This window comes from Telluria sp. LT1R51-2, from assembly GCF_059685775.1.
Window position 1 is genome coordinate 1740064 of record NZ_JCASIM010000001.1, and the last position, 19378, is coordinate 1759441.

Annotated in this window: 14 protein-coding genes and 1 tRNA gene; 10 read left to right on the plus strand and 5 right to left on the minus strand. The window is 63.1% G+C overall.

What is annotated here, in order from left to right; translation table 11 throughout:
* Window positions 1–39: 39 nt before the first annotated feature.
* From AC56LH_RS07750 to AC56LH_RS07760, 3 genes are all read right to left on the minus strand, one after another.
* The gene (locus AC56LH_RS07750) at window positions 40–2256 is read right to left on the minus strand and encodes a beta-glucosidase family protein (RefSeq protein ID WP_499645390.1); all 2217 of its coding nucleotides are present in this window, start codon (window positions 2254–2256) and stop codon (window positions 40–42) included.
* Between the two features lie 58 nt (window positions 2257–2314).
* Window positions 2315–3994, minus strand: coding sequence for a sodium:solute symporter family transporter (locus AC56LH_RS07755; RefSeq protein WP_499645392.1), 1680 nt, complete (start codon window positions 3992–3994; stop codon window positions 2315–2317).
* Between the two features lie 89 nt (window positions 3995–4083).
* Window positions 4084–7080: a TonB-dependent receptor gene (locus AC56LH_RS07760; RefSeq protein ID WP_499645394.1), complete on the minus strand. Its 2997-nt coding sequence runs from the start codon at window positions 7078–7080 to the stop codon at window positions 4084–4086.
* Between the two features lie 508 nt (window positions 7081–7588).
* Between AC56LH_RS07760 and AC56LH_RS07765 the strand changes: the two genes are divergently transcribed.
* The 10 genes from AC56LH_RS07765 (at window position 7589) to AC56LH_RS07810 (ending at window position 18356) form a co-directional block, all read left to right on the plus strand.
* Entirely contained in the window at window positions 7589–8017 is a 429-nt protein-coding gene (locus tag AC56LH_RS07765; protein WP_499645396.1) for a hypothetical protein, read from the plus strand.
* A gap of 136 nt (window positions 8018–8153) precedes the next feature.
* Window positions 8154–11228 carry a formate dehydrogenase-N subunit alpha gene (gene fdnG, locus AC56LH_RS07770; RefSeq protein ID WP_258834161.1) on the plus strand — a complete coding sequence of 1025 codons (3075 nt, stop codon included), beginning with the start codon at window positions 8154–8156 and terminating at the stop codon, window positions 11226–11228.
* 3 nt (window positions 11229–11231) lie between these two features.
* Window positions 11232–12161: a formate dehydrogenase subunit beta gene (gene fdxH, locus AC56LH_RS07775; protein ID WP_499645398.1), complete on the plus strand. Its 930-nt coding sequence runs from the start codon at window positions 11232–11234 to the stop codon at window positions 12159–12161.
* 10 nt (window positions 12162–12171) lie between these two features.
* Window positions 12172–12801 (plus strand): formate dehydrogenase subunit gamma, encoded by a 630-nt coding sequence (locus AC56LH_RS07780; RefSeq protein WP_499453806.1) that lies wholly within the window; start codon window positions 12172–12174, stop codon window positions 12799–12801.
* 143 nt (window positions 12802–12944) lie between these two features.
* Window positions 12945–13976 carry a formate dehydrogenase accessory protein FdhE gene (fdhE, locus tag AC56LH_RS07785; RefSeq protein ID WP_499645400.1) on the plus strand — a complete coding sequence of 344 codons (1032 nt, stop codon included), beginning with the start codon at window positions 12945–12947 and terminating at the stop codon, window positions 13974–13976.
* Between the two features lie 2 nt (window positions 13977–13978).
* Window positions 13979–15436, plus strand: a complete 1458-nt coding sequence (gene selA, locus AC56LH_RS07790) for an L-seryl-tRNA(Sec) selenium transferase (RefSeq protein WP_499645402.1) — start codon at window positions 13979–13981, stop codon at window positions 15434–15436.
* Window positions 15433–17352 carry a selenocysteine-specific translation elongation factor gene (selB, locus tag AC56LH_RS07795; protein WP_499645403.1) on the plus strand — a complete coding sequence of 640 codons (1920 nt, stop codon included), beginning with the start codon at window positions 15433–15435 and terminating at the stop codon, window positions 17350–17352. The genes selA and selB overlap by 4 nt, the downstream gene beginning before the upstream one ends.
* Window positions 17353–17395: 43 nt before the next feature.
* Window positions 17396–17491: transfer RNA gene (locus AC56LH_RS07800), tRNA-Sec, on the plus strand.
* 35 nt (window positions 17492–17526) lie between these two features.
* The gene (locus AC56LH_RS07805; RefSeq protein ID WP_183552343.1) at window positions 17527–17973 is read left to right on the plus strand and encodes a glycine cleavage system protein H; all 447 of its coding nucleotides are present in this window, start codon (window positions 17527–17529) and stop codon (window positions 17971–17973) included.
* Entirely contained in the window at window positions 17970–18356 is a 387-nt protein-coding gene (locus AC56LH_RS07810; RefSeq protein ID WP_499645405.1) for a DsrE family protein, read from the plus strand. Before AC56LH_RS07805 ends, AC56LH_RS07810 begins: the two co-directional genes overlap by 4 nt.
* Here the strand turns inward: AC56LH_RS07810 and map are convergent.
* Both map and AC56LH_RS07820 read right to left on the minus strand, forming a co-directional pair.
* Window positions 18353–19126 (minus strand): type I methionyl aminopeptidase, encoded by a 774-nt coding sequence (gene map / locus AC56LH_RS07815; protein WP_499645407.1) that lies wholly within the window; start codon window positions 19124–19126, stop codon window positions 18353–18355. The two genes, AC56LH_RS07810 and map, sit on opposite strands and share 4 nt — an antisense overlap.
* On the minus strand, window positions 19123–19341 hold the full coding sequence (locus tag AC56LH_RS07820; protein WP_499645409.1) for a ParD-like family protein: 219 nt from the start codon (window positions 19339–19341) through the stop codon (window positions 19123–19125). The genes map and AC56LH_RS07820 overlap by 4 nt, the downstream gene beginning before the upstream one ends.
* Window positions 19342–19378 lie beyond the last annotated feature (37 nt).

The window sequence follows — 19378 nt, forward strand, 5'->3', positions numbered from 1 at the left end:
GCGGTCAGTCTTTCAGTCGCTGGTCGTGCAGGTCCGCAATCAGCGCGCGCCTGCGGCAAACTCGCGCGCCGGCAGGCGCACCGTCACCGTCGCTACCGGCGCGTCGGCTGCCGTCGACAGGATCACGCGGTAGTCGCCGGCGGCGATCTTCCAGCGGTTGCTGGCGCCATCGAACACCGCCAGCGTGCGCGGATCGATCGTCACCTCACTGGTGCGGTTTGCGCCGGCGTCCAAGGCCAGCTTGTCCCAGCCACCGAGGCGTTTCGGCGCTTCCCAGCCGGCGCCCACTTTCGACACGTACACCTGCGGCACTGCCTTGCCGGCGCGCGCGCCGCTGTTGGCGACATTGAAGCGCACGCGGATGCTGCCGTTCGTCGCGTCGGCCTTCAGGTTCGTGTAGGTGAAGCTCGTGTACGACAGGCCGTGACCAAACGCGAACAGCGGCTTGTGGCCTTTCAGGTCGAACCACTTGTAGCCGACGGCGGCGCCCTCGACGTCGTAGTCGACGTCAAAGCGCGTATCCTTCGGCAGGTCGATGCCATCGATCTTTGGTCGCGGCAGCTGGTTCTCGGCCAGCGGGAACGTTTGCGGCAGGCGGCCCGACGCATCGACTTCACCCGTCAGCACGCGCGCGATGGCTTCGGCGCCATTCGTGCCCGGATACCAGGCTTCGACAACGCCAGCCACGTCGTTCACCCACGGCATCGTGACGGGCGTGCCGGTTTGCAGCACGACGACGGTGCGGGCATTGGCCTTGGCCACGGCTGCGATCAGCGCGTCCTGATTGTTCGGCAGCGCCAGGGTCGGCACGTCGGCGGCTTCAGACGTCCATTGCGTCGCGAACACCAGCACCACGTCGGCGGCTGCTGCGACTTTCGCGGCTGCGGCGGCGTCCTTGCCATCGTGCCAGGTGATTTTGGCTTTCGTGCGCGCCGCCAGCGCCTTCATCGGCGAGCCTGGCAGGTAGACCATCGGGCCTGGCCAGGCGGCCGGGCCTTCGTTGGGTACGGCCATGCCGCCGCGCGGATAAACCTGCGCCGAGCCGCCGCCGGACAGCACGCCCTTGTTGGCGTGCCCTCCGATGATGGCGATGCGCTGCACGTCCTTCGCCAGCGGGAGCACGTTGTCCTTGTTCTTGAGCAGGACGATCGCTTCTTCGGCATCAAGCTGCGAAATCTTGCCGTGCGCCGTGTAGTCGATGTCCTTGGCCTGGACCTTGACCGGATGATCCAGCGCGCCGTGCGCGCCCAGCGCCCACAGGATGCGGGCCACCATGTCGTCCAGGCGCGCCTGCGGCACGTGGCCGTTTTCGACGGCTTCCTTCAGTGCGCCGTCAAAGTAGGGCGACTTGTCGAACGGGTAGCCCGACTGCTGGTCCAGGCCCGCCAGCGCAGCCGGAATCGTCGAGTGGGCCGCGCCCCAGTCGGACATCACGTAACCTTTGTAGCCCCAGTCGCCCTTGAGCACCTTGTTCAGCAGATGGTCGTTCTCGCAGCCATACGGCCCGTTGATGCGGTTGTACGAACACATGACCGAGCCCGGATCGCCCCGTTCGATCGCGATCTGGAACGCCAGCAGGTCGGACATGCGGCCCGCGGCATCGTTGATCTTGACATTGAGGTGGTTGCGGCCCGTCTCCTGGTCGTTGTACGCGTAGTGCTTGAGCGTCGAGACGACGTGGTTGGACTGCACGCCGCGAATCTGTTCGCCGGCCATGATTCCGGCCAGCAGCGGGTCTTCGCCCGTGTACTCGAAGTTGCGGCCGTTGCGCGGCTCACGCGCCAGGTTCACGCTCCCGCCCAGCATCACGTTGAAGCCCGACAGGCGCGCTTCCTTACCGATCATCGCCGCGCCTTCGAACGCCAGTTGCGGATTCCAGGTGGCAGCCGTCGCAATCCCCGCCGGCAGCGACGTGCGCTCGCGCGCGTCCTTGCCCGGCTGCGAGGCCACGCCGATGCCGGCGTCGGTCAGCCACTGCGGCGTGATGCCCAGGCGCTCGATGCCCTTGATGAAACCGGCCGATTGGGGCAGGGCGCCCTCGGGCGCTTTCTGGCCCTTGAATTCGGTGCCGAAGTAGCCAAAGACCATGCCGATCTTTTCATCAAGCGTCATCTGGCTCACCAGTTTGACGGCGCGCTGTTGGGCCGCATCCGGTGCAGCAGTCGGCGCAGCGGCTGGTGCTGCATGCGCGGCACCAAAGGCGAGGGCGGCGGCAAGGGCGATGGCCGAGCGGCCGAAGGGCAAAGCTGGGTGCATGTGTGTGTCTCCTAGTGTGTCTGTTTTTGTATTGGTACGTTGATACCGCGGCGTGAGCCTACCACCACGCGCTGTAGATCGCGATCAGTGCGATGCAGATAACGGTCGCACCGAACGCGAACCCCGGCTGCACCTTGAACATGGACGCTTCGACTTCGACGCCCTTGCTCTGCTCTAAGCCAGCCTTTGGCCACAGCTTGCTGATGATGAGCATGCCGATGATGACGACGACGAACACGATCGCCATCCGGTCCACGAATGGAATCTCGTAGACGCCAGCGCTGTTCGGCACGGCAAACCCGATCGGCGCCAGGAACGACAGGTCCATCAGGCCCGGCAAAAACTTGAGGATGATCGAGCCGAGGAAGCCGCCGACGGTGGCAAACATCGCCGCGCTGGCCGTGGCCGGCCGCCAGAAGAAGCCCATCAGGAACATGGCCAGGATGCCGGGCGAGACGAAGCCCGTGTATTCCTGGATGTACTGGAAGCCGCCTTTCTTGTCGATGCCCATGAATGGCGCGATCAACACCGCCAGCAGCATCGCCACGACCACGGTCACGCGGCCGATCCAGACCATGCGCTGCTCGGAGATGCCCTTGTTGAAGGCTTTCTTGTGGATGTCGAAGGTGTAGATGGTGGCGATGCTGTTGGCCTTGCCGGCCAGCGACGCGACCACGGCGGCCGTCAGCGCGGCAAACGCGATGCCTTTGAGGCCCGTCGGCAGCAGCGTGAGCAGCACCGGGTAGGCGCGGTCCGGGTTGACGTCCGCGCCCATGCCCATCGATGCGCCCAGCACGCCCTGCTGGTGCAGCACGAACGCCGCGATGCCCGGCAGGACGACGATCACCGGCATCAGGAGCTTGAGGCCGGCCGCGAACAGGATGCCCTTGCGCGCCGTGTGCAGGTCGGCGCCCAGCGCGCGCTGGATTATGTACTGGTTGCAGCCCCAGTAATTCAGGTTCACGATCAGCATGCCGCCGATCAGGATCGAGACGCCAGGCAGGTCGAGGTAATTCGGGTTGTCGCGCGTGAGCACCATGTCGAAGTGATCCGGCGCCACGCCCAGCAGGTGGTTGAAGCCGGCCATCACGCCGCCCCCGCCATTGTTCTGCGCGACCAGGTCGAGCGCGAGCCAGGTCGTCACCAGGCCGCCGAGCACCAGGCACAGTACCTGGATCACGTCGGTGTAGCCGATGACCTTCATGCCGCCCAGCGTGATGATGACGGCGAATACGGCCAGGAACACCATGCAGGTCCAGACGTCGATGCCGGCGATGGCGCCGATGGCCAGCGCGCCGAGGTACAGGATCGAGGTCAGGTTGACGATGACGTACAGCGACAGCCAGAACAGCGCCATCACGGTGGCAACGGTGCTGCCGTAACGCTGTTCGAGGAACTGGGGCATCGTGTAGATGCGGTTGCGGCGGTAGATCGGCATGAAGAACACCGCCACCAGGATCAGCGTGAACGCGCCCATCAGCTCATAGACGGCGATGGCCATGCCCATCTTGAAGCCCGAGCCGCTCATGCCGATGAACTGCTCGGCCGAGATGTTCGACGCGATCATCGAGGCGCCGATGGCCCACCAGGTCAGCGAGCCTTCGGCCAGAAAGTAATCGTGCGAGGCAGAGGCCGAGCGCTGCTTGCGCTTGTAGACCCAGAAGCCGTAGCCGGACACGATGATGAAGTAGACAAAAAAGACGAACGTGTCCAGCGACGAGAAAGTCGAGCTTTGCATGGATCGGTTTTCCTGGAAAAGCAAACAGCCCGCTGACCTGCAGCGCGGGGCGGCAGGTCAGCGGGCGTCGAGATTACATCGGCATCGACTTAGAACGTCACGCCCAGACGCACGCTGTAGCGGGGACCGCTGACGAACCACGCACGGCCCTTGTCGCCGATGTGTTGCGTCATGATCTGCTTGTACTTCGCGTCCGTCAGGTTGGTGCCCTGGAAGTCGAGGCGGAAGTTCTCGTTGAACTTGTAGCTGACGCCGCCATCCAACTGACCGTAGTCGTCAGCCCAGATTGGCAAGCCCCACGCAATCACGTTCTGGTTGAAGGTCGGGCTGGCCGGATTGGTGTCGACGCCATTCGTGCCGTTGGTGCCGTTGTTGTTGTTACCCAGCAGGCTCTTCGAGCGCCAGCTGTAGGCCAGACGCGCCGACCATGGGCCTTTGTCGTACAGCAGCGCCAGGTTGTACGAATTGCGCGACAGGTATTCCAGCGGCAGGTCGCCAAAGGTGCGGCCGTCGGTGTCGCAGCCGTTCAGGTTCAGGTTCAGGTTGGCCGCGCCGCTCACGTTCGAGCAATACTGCGAGAACACCGGGCTATACAGGTCGCGCTTGCTCTTGACGTGCGTGTAGTTGGCCTGCACGCCGAAGCCCGACAGCCAGCCTGGCAGCTTGTCGAAGTACTGCTGGTACGCCATCTCGATACCGCGTGCCGACCCACGTGCGCCGTTGACGGGCGTCGCCACATTGAAATCGATTACATTTCCGTTCACATCATTGAGCTGGTAGGACGAATTCTGCTTAACGATGATGTCTTTCAGACGTTTGTCGAACACGGCGAAGGTCAGCGAACCGGCCTGGGCGAAGTACCATTCTGCCGTCAGGTCCATATTGCGCGAGGTGACCGGACGCAGCAATGGATTACCGACGGCTTCACCGGTATGGCCAACCGACGTGACATTGGTGACCTGGGTCGGCCCATCGCCGGTGATTGAACTATTCACGTTCTGCCCCAGCGTGGTGTAGGCCTGAAGCTGGCCGAAGTCCGGCCGCGACATGCCTTTGCCCAGCGCAAAGCGGAACTGCAGCTGTTCGGTGGCCTTCATGCGCAGGTTCAGGCTCGGCAACCAGTTATGGTAGCTGTTCTCATAGTCCTGGCGCGCTGCAAACGGTGCGATGACCGGCACAGACACGCCGGTGGTGCCGCCCGGCGTCACCTTGAACGTCGAGTTGTACACGGTATAGCCGTACGATGTGTTGTCGGTCTTTACATAACGCACGCCGATGTTGCCGTCGATCGGCATGCGCAGGTCATCAAACGCGAAGCGCAACTGCGTGTACATCGCTTTGGTTTTTTCCGACTGCTCGTTGTCGCCCGATGGGTTGGCTTCGCCGAAGGCGGCGGCTTTCCATGGATCGCAGCTTTTGCCGGCCTCGGCGCACAAGGCTTGGCGGAAGCTGTGCAGTTGGGCGTAGGTGCCCGGGTAGCCCGCCACCAGGGATTGTGCCGGGAATACCACCGCCGGCACACTCGCGTCACCGTTGAAGAAGTTCTTGAACGTGTTGACGGTCGTCGGCGCGTTGAAGCGAGGGTCGCTCAGGTAAGCGAGTCGGTTGATCTGGTTAGGAATCATCCAGCGTTGGGATACGGCGGACCAGTTGTAGTTCGGATTCGAATTGATGGTCTTGGCATCGCGGTCGGTCAAGCGCACGCCGACGCGGATATCGCGCAGGACAGGATGGTCGAAGTCATACTTGACGTCGCCTTTCCATGCTGTCTGCTCAGTGACGCTGCGGTCGCGGTGTTCCTGGGTGAAGGCCCAGAAATAGTTGTTCGGGTCGCTCAGGGATGCCGCTTGCTGGGCGTCGAACATGAGCTTCGGGATGCTGCCGGTCAGGTCCAGGTTCTGCTGCTGCATGATCGTGCCCAGCGCCACGGTCGAATCGAAGCCTTCCGATTCGGCCTTGACGTGCTGGACGTCGGACGTCAGCGTCCAGTTGGTCGCCGGCTTCCACTCGACATTCCAGGCAACGTCGGTGGTCGACGAATCGCGGTTCGAGGTGCGGGTGTTGTTGCCGAACTCGATGCCGTTATTGGTTGGATTGGACAACGTGCCGCTCAAAAATGCATTGTTAGCATCGTAGACACCGTTGGTTACGCGCAGATTGGTCGGCGTACCCTCCGCCGAGAACAGCGCGTTCTCATCCCACTGCATCTTGTACTTCGACTTGAAGTAGGTCACGTGACTGCGCAGCGTGTTGTCAAGCTTCCACTGCAGCGCGGCGTAGGCGCCCTGGCGTTTGCGCTCGAAGTCCAGCGTGCGCCACTGCGCGCCTTTCGGAATCCAGACCGTGCGGCCTGGTTCGGCATTGGCCACCGGGTAGTACGGCTCGACCTGGAAGGCGTCGGTACGGGTATTGCTCTCGGAATTGGCGTAGTTGACCAGCACGCCGAATTCGCCCATGTCCGTTTTCCAGCGGTTCGAATACATGAACGAGCCGGCCGGATCCTTCTTTTTGTTCAGTTCGGTGTACGTGCCTTCGACGCTGGCCGAGACGCGTTGGCCCTTGATGTCGAACGGCAGTGCCGTGCGCAGGTTGACCAGGCCCGAAATGCCGCCTTCGATCTGTTCGGCGGACGGATTTTTGTAGACGTCGACGCCGGCCATCAGCTCTGGCGGGACATCCTCGAAGCTCAGTGCGCGGCCGCCATTGGACGAGAAGGAGTCGCGGCCATTGAGTTCCGAGCGTACCCAGGTCAGGCCGCGAATCGACACGCCGGAGCCTTCGACCGAGAAGTGTTCCGGGTCGGAGCGCGACATGGTGCGGTCGATGGTGACGCCAGGGACGCGTTGCAGGACCTCGGTGATCGATTTATCGGGCAGTTTGCCGATGTCGTCGGCGACGATCGAATCGACGACCTCGTCCGAATTCCGCTTGAGTTGCTGTGCGCTGTTGAGTGCGGCGCGCTGGCCGGTGATTTTAACGACCTGCGCTTCGGCAGGGGCCGGGGCGGCTTCCTGGGCAAACGCTGCGGACAACCAGCACAGGTGTGCCACGCCCACGGCGATCGCCGATCGATTCAGATGCTTCATTCTGTTGTCTCCGTCTTTGTTGTGAAGAGCCCATCTGCCGGGACTCTCTGCTGGAAATACCATGCTCGTCAGGGGCGTAGGGGCGGCGTCCGTGCAAGCTGTAAAATAATATAACACTAAATGTTAGGCGCAACCATTTTTTGTTAATGGCTGTTGGTAAATACTATTTTTGCTACATCCCACTTGACGCGCGCCGTTTCAATTGATGCAAATAGGGTAGGGCGCCTGGTGGAGCGTGGTCCGGAAGGACGCTGGTCGACGCACGCGGCGCGGCAGCGATTTGTACCGCAGGAATCAGAATTTGACGCGCCAGAGCAACGCGCGCGAAGGCAGGCTACACTAGCCCCGTCTTGAGCTTGCTGTCTGCCAGAATCGATGGATGTAACAGGAAAGATGTCGTTAAAACGGCCAAATCGGCGGTCAGGCAGTCTTTACATCCGCCTTTGACGAAAAAAATTGTCATATAAGCGGGTCAAAACTCACGGAAAATCACCCTTTGCGAACGGCTGTGCGTAAAATACTTATTCAAGGAATTCCGCATTTCCGCTATATTTTCAGTTGTATCTCTAAGTCAATGGATATTGCAATGATCTATATCAAACAAACAGCGCTTACTCTGCGCAACGCAGCCATCGTGGCGACCGCCGTCTTCGCTCTGGCCGCGTGCCAGAAGAAAGAAGCGACCGCACCGGTGCAGACGCCGGACGTTGCCGGTCCGAATGGCGCCGCCATTGATCCGCACGCAGGCCTGAAATCCGAATCGGCCACCGCCCCCGCGGCTGTGCCGGAAACCGGTCCTGCCGAAGGCGGTACCGCGATCGGCGGTATGGTTGCCGGCCAGGATGCAGACTCGAACAAACCCCGCGACAGCGGTGCTTCAGAACCAACGGGTGGCGATGGCGCCACCACGCAGGCAGCGACGCCGCCGGCAAAATAATTGCCGGCGGGTCCAACGGCGCGCACACCGGCGCATGGTGGCGCCGGTAACGGTCAGGATGGAAACAAAGCCAGGGCGACGACCCTGGCTGACCCCATTCTGATGTGCGCAATCCATTACTAGCAGGAGAATCTAGATGGGCATGAACAGAAGGCAGTTCCTCCGCGCAAGCGGTGCGGGACTCGCCGCCTCCACCATCGTCGCGCTCGGCTTCTCGCCGTTGCCGGCGATGGCAGAGACGCGGCACTATAAATTGGCGAAAGCCAAGGAGACGCGCAACACGTGTCCGTACTGCTCGGTGGGCTGCGGCCTGCTGATGTACAGTCTGGGCGACGGCGCAAAGAACGTTACCTCGGACATCATCCACATTGAAGGCGACCCGGATCACCCGGTCAATCGCGGTACGCTGTGCCCGAAAGGCGCCGGCTTGCTCGACTTCATCCATTCGCCGAACCGTCTCAAGTTCCCGGAAATCCGCGAACCTGGCACCAACGAATGGAAACGCGTTTCGTGGGATGAGGCAATGACGCGCCTGGCCGGCCTGATGAAGGCTGACCGCGATGCGAACTTCATTCCGACCAACGCCGAAGGCCAGCTGGTCAATCGCTGGACGAGCACGGGTATGCTGTGCGCGTCCGCGTCGAGCAACGAAACGGGCTACATCACGCACAAAGCGATGCGTTCGATGGGCATGCTCGTATTCGATAACCAGGCTCGCGTTTGACACGGACCTACGGTGGCCGGTCTGGCCCCGACGTTCGGACGAGGAGCGATGACCAACCATTGGGTTGACATCAAGAATGCCGATGTTGTACTGATCATGGGCGGCAATGCCGCCGAAGCACACCCATGCGGTTTTAAATGGGTTATTGAAGCAAAGCATCACAACAAAGCCAAGCTGGTCGTGGTCGACCCGCGCTTTACGCGTTCGGCCGCCATGAGCGACTATTACGCGCCGATCCGCGCTGGCTCGGACATCGCCTTCCTGGGCGGCGTCCTGAACTATCTGCTGACGAACAACAAGATCCAGACCGAATACGTCCGGAGCTACACCAACGCCCCGTTCATCGTGAACGAAGGCTTCGACTTCCAGGACGGTCTGTTCTCGGGTTACGACGAAGCCAAGCGCCGCTACAGCAATGAAAGCTGGGGCTACGAGATGGGTGACGACGGTTACGCCAAGGTCGATCCGACCATGGAACACCCGCGTTGCGTGCTGCAGGTGATGAAGCGCCACTACTCGCGCTACACGCCTGAGCAGGTCAGCAAGATCACCGGTACCCCGGTCAAGCAATTCCTGAAGGTCTGCGAATACATTGCGTCGACTGCCCAGCCGGGCCGTGCGATGACGATCCTGTACGCACTGGGCTGGACCCAGCACAGCCAAGGTAGCCAGATCATCCGTACCGGCGCGATCATGCAGCTGCTGTTGGGTAACGTCGGTATCGCCGGCGGTGGCCTGAACGCTCTGCGTGGTCACTCCAACATCCAGGGTCTGACCGACCTGGGTCTGCTGTCGAACTCGCTGCCAGGCTATCTGTCGCTGGCAACCGACAAAGAGCAGGACCTGGAAACGTACTACAAGCCGCGCGCACTGAAGCCTTTGCGTCCGAACCAGATGAGCTACTGGCAGAACTATCCCAAGTTCTTCGTCAGCCTGCAAAAAGCCTGGTGGGGCGATGCCGCGACCAAAGAGAACAACTGGGCCTTCGACTACTTGCCGAAAATCGACAAGCTGTACGACGTGCTGCAGGCGTTTGAATTGATGGGTCAAGGCAAATTGAACGGTTACATCTGCCAGGGTTTCAACCCGGTCGGATCGTTCCCGAACAAGAAGAAGATCATCGCCGGTCTGTCGAAGCTGAAATTCCTGGTGACGATGGATCCGCTCAACACCGAAACGTCCGAGTTCTGGAAGAACTTCGGCGAGTCGAACGATGTCGATCCAAGCAAGATCCAGACGACCGTGTTCCGCCTGCCGACCACGTGCTTCGCCGAAGAAGACGGTTCGCTGTCGAACTCGAGCCGCTGGCTGCAGTGGCACTGGAAGGGCGCCGAAGCGCCGTACGAGTGCAAGCCGGACATCGAGATCATTGCCGACCTGTTCTCGCGCATGAAGAACCTCTATCTGAAAGATGGCGGTGCATTCTCGGATCCGATCACCAAGCTGTCGTGGCCGTACAAGATTCCGCACAGCCCTTCTGCTGAAGAGCTGGCCAAGGAATTCAACGGCAAGGCGCTGGCCGATATCTATGACGCAAAAGATCCGACCAAGCTGATCCTGAAGGCAGGCGAGCAGGTGCCGGGCTTTGGCGTGCTGCGCGACGATGGCAGCACTGCCAGCGGTTGCTGGGTATATGCCGGCGCATGGACCCAGGCGGGCAACCAGATGGCGCGCCGCGACAACGCGGACCCGTACAACATCGGACAAACGCTGGGTTGGGCCTGGGCTTGGCCGGCGAACCGCCGCGTGCTGTACAACGCTGCGTCGACCGATCCAAAGACGGGCAAGCCGTGGAATCCTGCGCTGAACCTGATCTCGTGGAACGGTACGGCCTGGACTGGTTCGGATATTCCGGACATTCGTCCTGACGCCGATCCGGCCGAAGAGAACCGTACGCAGCCGTTCATCATGACGTCTGAAGGTGTGGCGCGCCTGTTCGCACCAACCGGCATGGCCGAAGGTCCGCTGCCGGAGCACTACGAGCCGTTCGAGTCGCCGTTCCCGGTCAATCCGATGCACCCGAAAAACCCGCTTGCCCGCGCCAATCCGGCGGCCCGCGTGTTCAAGGGCGACATGGAAGCGTTCGGTACGGCCAAGGACTTCCCGTACGTCGCAACCAGCTACCGCTTGACCGAGCACTTCCACTACTGGACCAAGAACGTTGTTTCCAACGCGATTATCCAGCCACAGCAGTTCGTGGAAATCGGTGAAGAGCTGGCCAAGGCCAAGGGCATCACGAATGGCGATATGGTCAAGGTGTCGTCGATGCGCGGCTTCATCAAGGCCAAGTGCCTGGTGACCAAGCGTATTCCGCAACTCGATTGCGATGGGATGAAGGTTGACACAGTGGGTCTGCCGAACCACTGGGGCTTTGTCGGTGTGGCCAAGCCGGGCTTCCTGGTCAATACGCTGACCCCGTTCGTGGGCGATGCCAATACCCAGACCCCGGAATTCAAGTCGTTCCTGGTCAATATCGAAAGGGTCTAAACAATGTCTTCATTACAATCTCTCGATATTGCGGCGCGTTCGGCAACCACCACGCAGTCGCCGGTGGCCCGTACGCACAAGCCGGAAGTTGCCAAGCTGATCGACGTGTCCAGCTGCATCGGCTGCAAGGCATGCCAGGTGGCGTGCATGCAGTGGAACGATCTGCGCGATGAAATCGGCGAAAACCACGGCACCTACGACAACCCGATCGACCTGACGCCACAGTCGTGGACCGTCATGAAGTTCTCGGAAGTCGTGACCAAGTCTGCGGACGAGGGCGATCGCTTGGAGTGGCTGATCCGCAAGGACGGCTGCATGCACTGCGACGAGCCAGGCTGCCTGAAGGCCTGCCCGGCGCCGGGCGCGATCGTCAAGTACACGAACGGTATCGTTGACTTCATCAGCGAGAACTGCATCGGTTGCGGCTATTGCGTCGCCGGTTGCCCGTTCGATGTGCCACGTATCAGCAAGGTGGACTCGAAGGCCTACAAGTGCTCACTGTGCGCCGACCGCGTTGCCGTGAACATGGAACCTGCCTGCGTGAAGATCTGTCCAACTGGCGCCATCCGTTTTGGCACCAAGGAAGACATGATCGAGTACGCAGGTGACCGCGTGGTCGACCTGAAGGAACGTGGTTACCAGAACGCTGGTTTGTACAACCCGGCCGGTGTGGGCGGCACGCACGTGATGTACGTGCTGCAGCACGCGGACAAGCCGAACTTGTATGCCGGCCTCCCCGAGAACCCGACCATCAGCCCGACCGTGGCGCTGTGGAAGGGTATCGCCAAGCCGCTGGGTGTGGCTGCAATGGTCGGCGCTGCTGTGGCCGGCTTCTTCCACTACATGAAGGTTGGCCCGATCGAGACGCACCACGACGAACCCGATGTTCAGCCGACGCCTGGTCCCGACCAGCGCGACGACGAACGGGTATAAGGAGAAGACCATGTTTATCACTCGCTATCGCGACATGACGCGCATGAACCACTGGGCCGTGGCTCTGTTGTTCATCTGCGCCGGATTGACTGGCCTGGCCTTGTTCCATCCGTCGATGTTCTTCTTCTCGATGTTCTTCGGCGGTGGACAGTGGACCCGCATCCTGCATCCGTTCTTCGGTTTGCTGATGGTGCTGGGTTTCGTGTTCCTGTTCTTCGCCGTGGTACGTGACAACTTCTGGACCAAGACCGATACGGCCTGGGTCAAAAAGGCGCCGGAACTCCTCAAGGGTAACGAGCACGCGATGCCGCCTGTACACAAGTACAATGCGGGCCAGAAAGCCGTGTTCTGGATCTTTGCCGTGAGCCTGGTGCTGCTGTTGATCACTGGCTTCATGTTCTGGCAACCATGGTTCGCGGACTTCTTCCCGATTCCGCTGCGTCGTTTCGCGATGCTGGTGCACGCGGCTTCGGCCCTGGCACTGGTGCTGAGCGTGATCATGCACGTGTACGCCGCCATCTGGGTCAAGGGCTCGTTCCGCGCCATGACCCGTGGCACGGTGCACGAGGACTGGGCGAAGTCGCACCACCCGCTGTGGTACAAGGAAGTGGCAGAGGACGCCAAGCGCAACAAGCGCTAACGTAGTATTGTTCGGCTAAGCTGGCTGTCGAGACCGTCGTTTCCGCCACCGCGGGAACGACGGTCTTTCCACTAACGGGGGCAGCAAATTGCCCCGGCCGATCGGATTGACCATCGCAAGAACCGAATAGGAAGCATCTTTCCATGAGCATTACCAAAGCCTCAAAGCTGCTCAGCCCCGAAGAAATCGCTGTCCGGGCTGGCGAGCAAATGCCGTATATCCAACTCCCGGTGCGCCGCGAGTTGTTCTCCGCCCGTGCCACCCGTCTGCGCCAGCTGGCGCCGGGGCACGCGATGCACGACTTTTTACTGTTTGCCGCCGAACTGGCCGCCGTCCAGCACGAAGTCCTGCAGGATTACCCGACCGTCACGCTGCCGACGCTGGACGACCTGGCCGCCGCCGCACGCGCTGCCCAGGCACCGGTCCCGGCGCCGCTGTGGCCGCGCGATCCGGTCTGGCGCAGCGCAATGCGCCGCATGCTGGAACTCCTGGTCCCGCGTCTGGCGGGCAGCCCCGCGCAAGCCGCCGTGCAGGCCCTGCTGGCCGCCGGTGACGACCATCTCGAAGGCCAGGCCGAACTGCTGCTGCAGGGCGCGGCAGGCCTGGACATGAGCGCCGCACCGCTGGTGGCGGCCGGTCTGCAGGTGTACTGGACGAATATGGTCCTGGCGATCCAGGAAGCGTATGGCGCCGCGCGCCAGCAGCCATACGGCCGCACGCTCGATATGACGACCTGCCCATGCTGCGGCAGTCTGCCGACGGCGTCGATCACGCGCGTTGACCAGACCGGCAGCAACTTCCGCTACCTGCACTGCTCGCTGTGCTCCGCGCAGTGGCACATGGTGCGGGTCAAGTGCAGCCACTGCGAAAGCACCAAGGGTATCCATTACCACTCACTCGAGGCGCTGGCCACCGATGGCGCGGTGCAGGATGCGTCGCAGGCGTCGGTGCAAGCCGAAACGTGCGACGAGTGCCATCACTACATCAAGATCGTGCGCATGGAGCGTGAGCTCAATGTCGACCCGGTGGCGGACGACCTGGCGTCGCTGACGCTGGACATCCTGGTGTCCGAAGCGGGCTACGAAGCGCATGGCGTGAACCTGCTGCTGCTGTCGGGCGGCGAGGAAGCACCGGGCGAACCGGCCATCGCACCACCATCGAACCGGAGTAATTGATCATGTCGCTCAGCGAGTCCGTGGTCCACGGCTCGAAGGCGACAGTCAAGGAACTGCCTTCGATCGATAAACTGCTGCGTCTGCCATCGGTGCAGGCGCAACTGTCTGCCCACGGCCACACGCTGGTCGCCGGGCAGGCGCGTGCGCTGGTTGACGACCTGCGCACGCAGGCGCTGGCCGGCGTGCTGGCGCAAAGCGCCGTGGCACCCGATGCATTGGCCAAGGCGCTGGCCGAACGCGTCGCCGCACGCATTGCGCCGCGCATGCGCCGCGTGATCAACCTGACCGGCACGGTCATCCATACCAATCTGGGCCGCTCGGTGCTGCCGGACGTGGCAATCCGCCACCTGACGGCCATGATGGCCGGCCCGAACAATCTCGAATACAACCTCGACAGCGGCTCACGGGGCGATCGCGACAGCATCGTCGAAGGCTTGCTGTGCGAAATCACCGGCGCCGAAGCGGCGACGGTCGTCAACAACAACGCTGCCGCAGTGCTGCTGTCGCTGGCCGCACTGAGCGGCGGGCGCGAAGCGATCATCTCGCGCGGCGAACTGGTGGAAATCGGCGGGGCCTTTCGCATGCCGGACGTGATGGACAGCGCAGGCGCGCGCATGGTCGAAGTGGGTACCACCAACCGCACGCACCTGGCGGACTACGAGCGCGCGATCACCGAGCGCACGGCGATGCTGATCAAGGTCCACACCAGCAACTACATGGTGCAGGGCTTTACCAGTGCGGTGAGCGAGGCCGAACTGGCGCCGCTGGCACGTAGCCGCGGCGTGGCGCTGGTGTCGGACCTGGGCAGCGGCTCGCTGATCGACATGGGCAAGTACGGCTTGCCGCAGGAACCGACGCCGCAGCAGATGCTGGCGGATGGCTGCGACGTGGTCATGTTCTCCGGCGACAAATTGCTGGGCGGGCCGCAGGCGGGCCTGATCGTCGGCACGCGCGAACACATCGGGCGCATCCGCAAGTTTCCGATGAAGCGCGCGCTGCGCCTGTCCAAGCTGCCGCTGGCGGCGCTGGAAGCGACCCTGCAGCTGTACCTGCAACCCGAACTGCTCGTGCATGAATTGCCGACGCTGCGCTGGCTGACCCGCACGCAGGAGCAGGTGGCCGTGGCCGCAAACGCGATCCTGGAGCCGCTGCGCGCTGCGCTGGCGCCGCGCTACACGGTCACACTCGAAACGATGCTCAGCCAGATCGGCTCGGGCTCGTTGCCGATCGACCGCCTGCCATCGTGCGGGCTGGCGATCGCGCCGGTCTTGTCCGGCAAGCGCGGCATGGGCACGGCGCTCGATGCGCTGTCGGACGCCATGCGCAGCCTGCCGGCGCCGATCATCGGCCGGATTGCCGACGACCGCGTGCTGCTCGATTGCCGCTGTGTCGACGATCCAAGCGAGGTCATCAACCAATTGGCCGGCCTGCGGCTGGCCATCATCGGAGATTCTGCATGATTGTCGGCACTGCAGGCCACATCGACCACGGCAAGACGGCGCTGGTACGCGCGCTGACAGGCATCGACGCCGACCGGCTGCCGGAAGAAAAACGGCGCGGCATCACCATCGAACTCGGCTACGCCTGGATGCCGCTGGAAGATGGCCGCCGCATCGGTTTCGTCGACGTGCCGGGCCACGAAAAACTGGTGCGCACGATGGTCGCCGGCGCCAGCGGCATCGACTTCGGCTTGCTGCTGATCGCGGCGGACGACGGCCCGATGCCGCAGACGATCGAGCATGCGACGATCCTGTCGCTGCTGGGCGTACGCCGTGGCGCAGCCGTGATCACCAAGATCGACCGCGTGGAGCCGGCGCGCGTCGCCGAGACCGAAGCACGGGTGCGCGCACTGCTGGCCAGCAGCGGGCTGGATGAGTATCCGGTGCTGCATGTCTCGAGCGTGCGCGGCGATGGCATCGACGCCTTGCGCGCCGATCTGGTCGACGCGCTGGCGGCTGCGCCGGGCGACGCTGTGGCAGGCGCGGGGTTCCGCATGGGCCTGGACCGTGCCTTCACGCTCGATGGCGTCGGCACCGTGGTGGCCGGCAGCGTTTCGGCGGGCGACGTGACGATCGGCGACGCGTTGTCGCTGGCGTCTACGCCGGACGATACCTACCGCGTGCGCAGCCTGCAGGTACACAGCCGCGCCGCCCAGGCTGCCGAAGCGGGCCAGCGCTGCGCCGTGGGCCTGGCGGGCCTGGAACGCACGGATGAATTGCGCGGCCAGGTGCTGTGCGATCCGGCCATTGCCTTGACCACGCAGCGGATCGACGTCTGGCTGCAGGTCGCCGCCACCGAAGACAAGGCGCTGCGCTCGGGCACGCTCGTGCATCTGCACGCAGCGACGCAGGATTGCCTGGCGACGGTGGCCGTGCTGGGCCAGCCATCGATTGCCCCGGGTACCGGCGCGCCGGCGCAGCTCGTGCTGCACAAGCCAGCCAATGTCTGGCATGGCGACCGTTTTATCTTGCGCGACGCGTCGGCGGTGCGCACGGTGGCCGGTGGCCAGGTGCTCGATCCGCTGGGGCCGATCCGTTATCGCCAGACGCCCGAGCGCCTGGCTTACCTGGACACGCAGCGCGCCATCGATCCGCTGACGCGCCTGCTGGGCGCGTTGGCGCAGGCGCAGTACGGCGTCAATGGCGCCACCTGGCTGCGCAGCAGCGGTTTGTCGCGCTGGCCGTTCGATCTCGCAAGCGTGCCTGACATCGTCGTCGGCGCCGGCGGCGAGTGGCTGATCGCCCGTGCCCGCCTGGACGAGGCCCAGGCTGGCCTGCTGGCGGCATTGCGCGACTTCCACGACAAGTACCCGGACGAGATCGGTCCGGACGTACAGCGCGCGCGCCGCCTGGCCGCGCCGCGCATGCCCGAGGCGCTGTGGCTGCAACTGACGGGTCACATGATCGAGGCCGGCGTGCTCGCGCGCAGAAATGGCTTCCTGCATTTGCCGGAGCACGGCGTGGCCTTGCGCGCGGCCGAGCAGATCGTGGCCGAGCACGCGTTGCCGATGCTGCGCGAAGGGCGCTTCGATCCGCCATGGGTGCGCGATATCGCGTTGCAGGCCCGGTTGCCCGAAGCGCAGGTGCGCCAGGTGCTCGGCCGCATGGCGCGCGGCGGCGACGTGTATCAGGTGGTCAAGGACCTGTTCTATCACCCGGCCGTGATGCACGAGCTGGCAGCGCTGGCGAGGAAGCTCGCCGCTGAAGAAGCCGGTGGCCAGGTCGCGGCCGCGCGTTTCCGCGACCTGACGGGCCTGGGACGCAAGCGCGCGATCCAGATCCTGGAGTTCTTTGACCGGATCGGGCTGCTGCGCCGCGTGGGTGACGTCCACCTGCTGCGGCCGGGAACGTTGCTGTTTTCCGAGAAATCACCGTGAGCCTGACGCAATTTTTCAGTACAAGGTAAAATCGCGGCTCAACGGAAGGAAATCGTCCCTGGTGGGGCGGCTGGGCTTCAAACCCAGTTGGTGGCGCCATGCGTCGCCGGGTGGGTTCGACTCCCGCATCCTTCCGCCATCCTTTCTGTTGCTGTTCCTGTTCTTCACATTCCTATGATCATCCTCGGCTTCGACTATCCGGACGACTGCTATTTCGACCTCGACAATGATATGTGGTGCCGCCCGCTGGATGACGGCCGCGTGCAGGTGGGCGTGAGTGCATTCGGTGTCCAGATCAGCGGCAACCATTTCTACATGTGCCGCCCAAAGCCGGTGGGGAACGAGGTCGAGCAGGGCAAGACGGTGGGTGTCGTGGAGCTGAGCAAGACGGTCGTGACGATCAAGACGCCGGTGTCCGGGACGATCGTCGAGATCAACACGGCGCTCGAAGAAACGCCCGAGCTGATCCATCAGGATCCGTATGGGGCCGGCTGGATTTCCGTGATCCAGGCCAGCGACTGGGAACGCGACCGCGCGCAATTGGCGCATGGCGCCGACCTCGTTGAACAGGCCGAGCGGCGCATGCGGCTCGAACCGGTCGATGACTGGATCAAGCCGTGAATTCGGCGCAGGCAGGTCTGGCGATCATGGTCTGGTCGTGCGACCTGACCCGGCCCGAGGCACTGACGACGCCGTTCATGACAGCGCAGGCCGCGGCGGCGCTCGACATGCCCGTCAAGATGTTGTTCACCAACCAGTCCGTCGCCTGGCTGCTGCGCGAACACAGCGCGCGCCTGACCGGCTTCGGCGCCGAGCGTTGGACGGTCGCCCGGCATCTGGATGCCACGGTTGACCTGGGGGTCGAGATCCGCGCCTGCAGCCAGGCGTTGAATGCACTTGGCGCGGACCTCACTGCGTTGGCGCCCCAGTGCATCGGCGTCGAAGGCATGGTGACATTCGTCGAGCAGGGCAGCGCGCCCGGCTGGCGCATGCTGGTGTTCTAAGCAGTCAGCATTCCGGTTTCTTCAGGCCGCAGGGTCAACACTGCCACGCCGGTTGCGGTCACCGCCACCGTGTGCTCGAACTGCGCCGACAGCGAGCCGTCGCGCGTCACCACGGTCCAGCCATCCTCTTCGGTGCGCACACTGCGCCCGCCGCGATTGAGCATCGGCTCAATCGTAAACACCATGCCTTCGACAAGCTTCAGTCCCGTACCCTTGGCGCCGAAGTGCAGTACCTGCGGTTCTTCGTGCATCTCACGCCCGATGCCATGGCCGCAATACTCTCGCACCACCGAACAGCCATTGCGCTTTGCATGGCGCTCGATCGCCGCGCCGATATCACCCAGGCGCGCGCCCGGCCGCACGGCGCGGATGCCTTTCCACAGCGCCTCGTACGTCGTCTGCACCAGGCGCTTGGCCTTCATGTCGACGTCGCCAACCAGGTACGTTTTGCTGGAGTCGGCGATAAAACCGTTCTTTTCCAGCGTGATGTCGAAGTTGACGATGTCGCCGCCCCTGAGCACATCGCACGTGTTCGGCACGCCGTGGCAGACCACGTGGTTGATCGAGGCATTGAGCACGAAGCCGTAGTCGTACTGGCCCTTGCTGGCCGGCCGCGCATGCAACTCGTCGACGATGAAGCGCTCGACCAGCGTATCGACCTCGAGCGTGGTCATGCCCGCCAGGGACAAGCCATCTAGCATGCCGAACACCGACGCCAGCAGGCGCCCCGACTCGGCCATCAGCGCCAGTTCATGCGGTTGCTTGGTCATGCGACGCGCAACCCGGTGACGAGCGGTGGCACCGCGACGCCGGCGGCGGCCAGTTCGCGCACCATGATCTCGTTGAAGCTGAGGGATGGGTTGGTTTCGGCCAGCATGCCGACCTTGAGCCAGAACGCTGCCTGCGCGTTGATGGAGCGGCACGACACCTTGGTGGCCAGCCGGACCTGATCGTGCAGGTCGCCGTCGATATTGACAATGCCCATGAAAATACTCCTGTATATGAAACGTATACGTAGTATA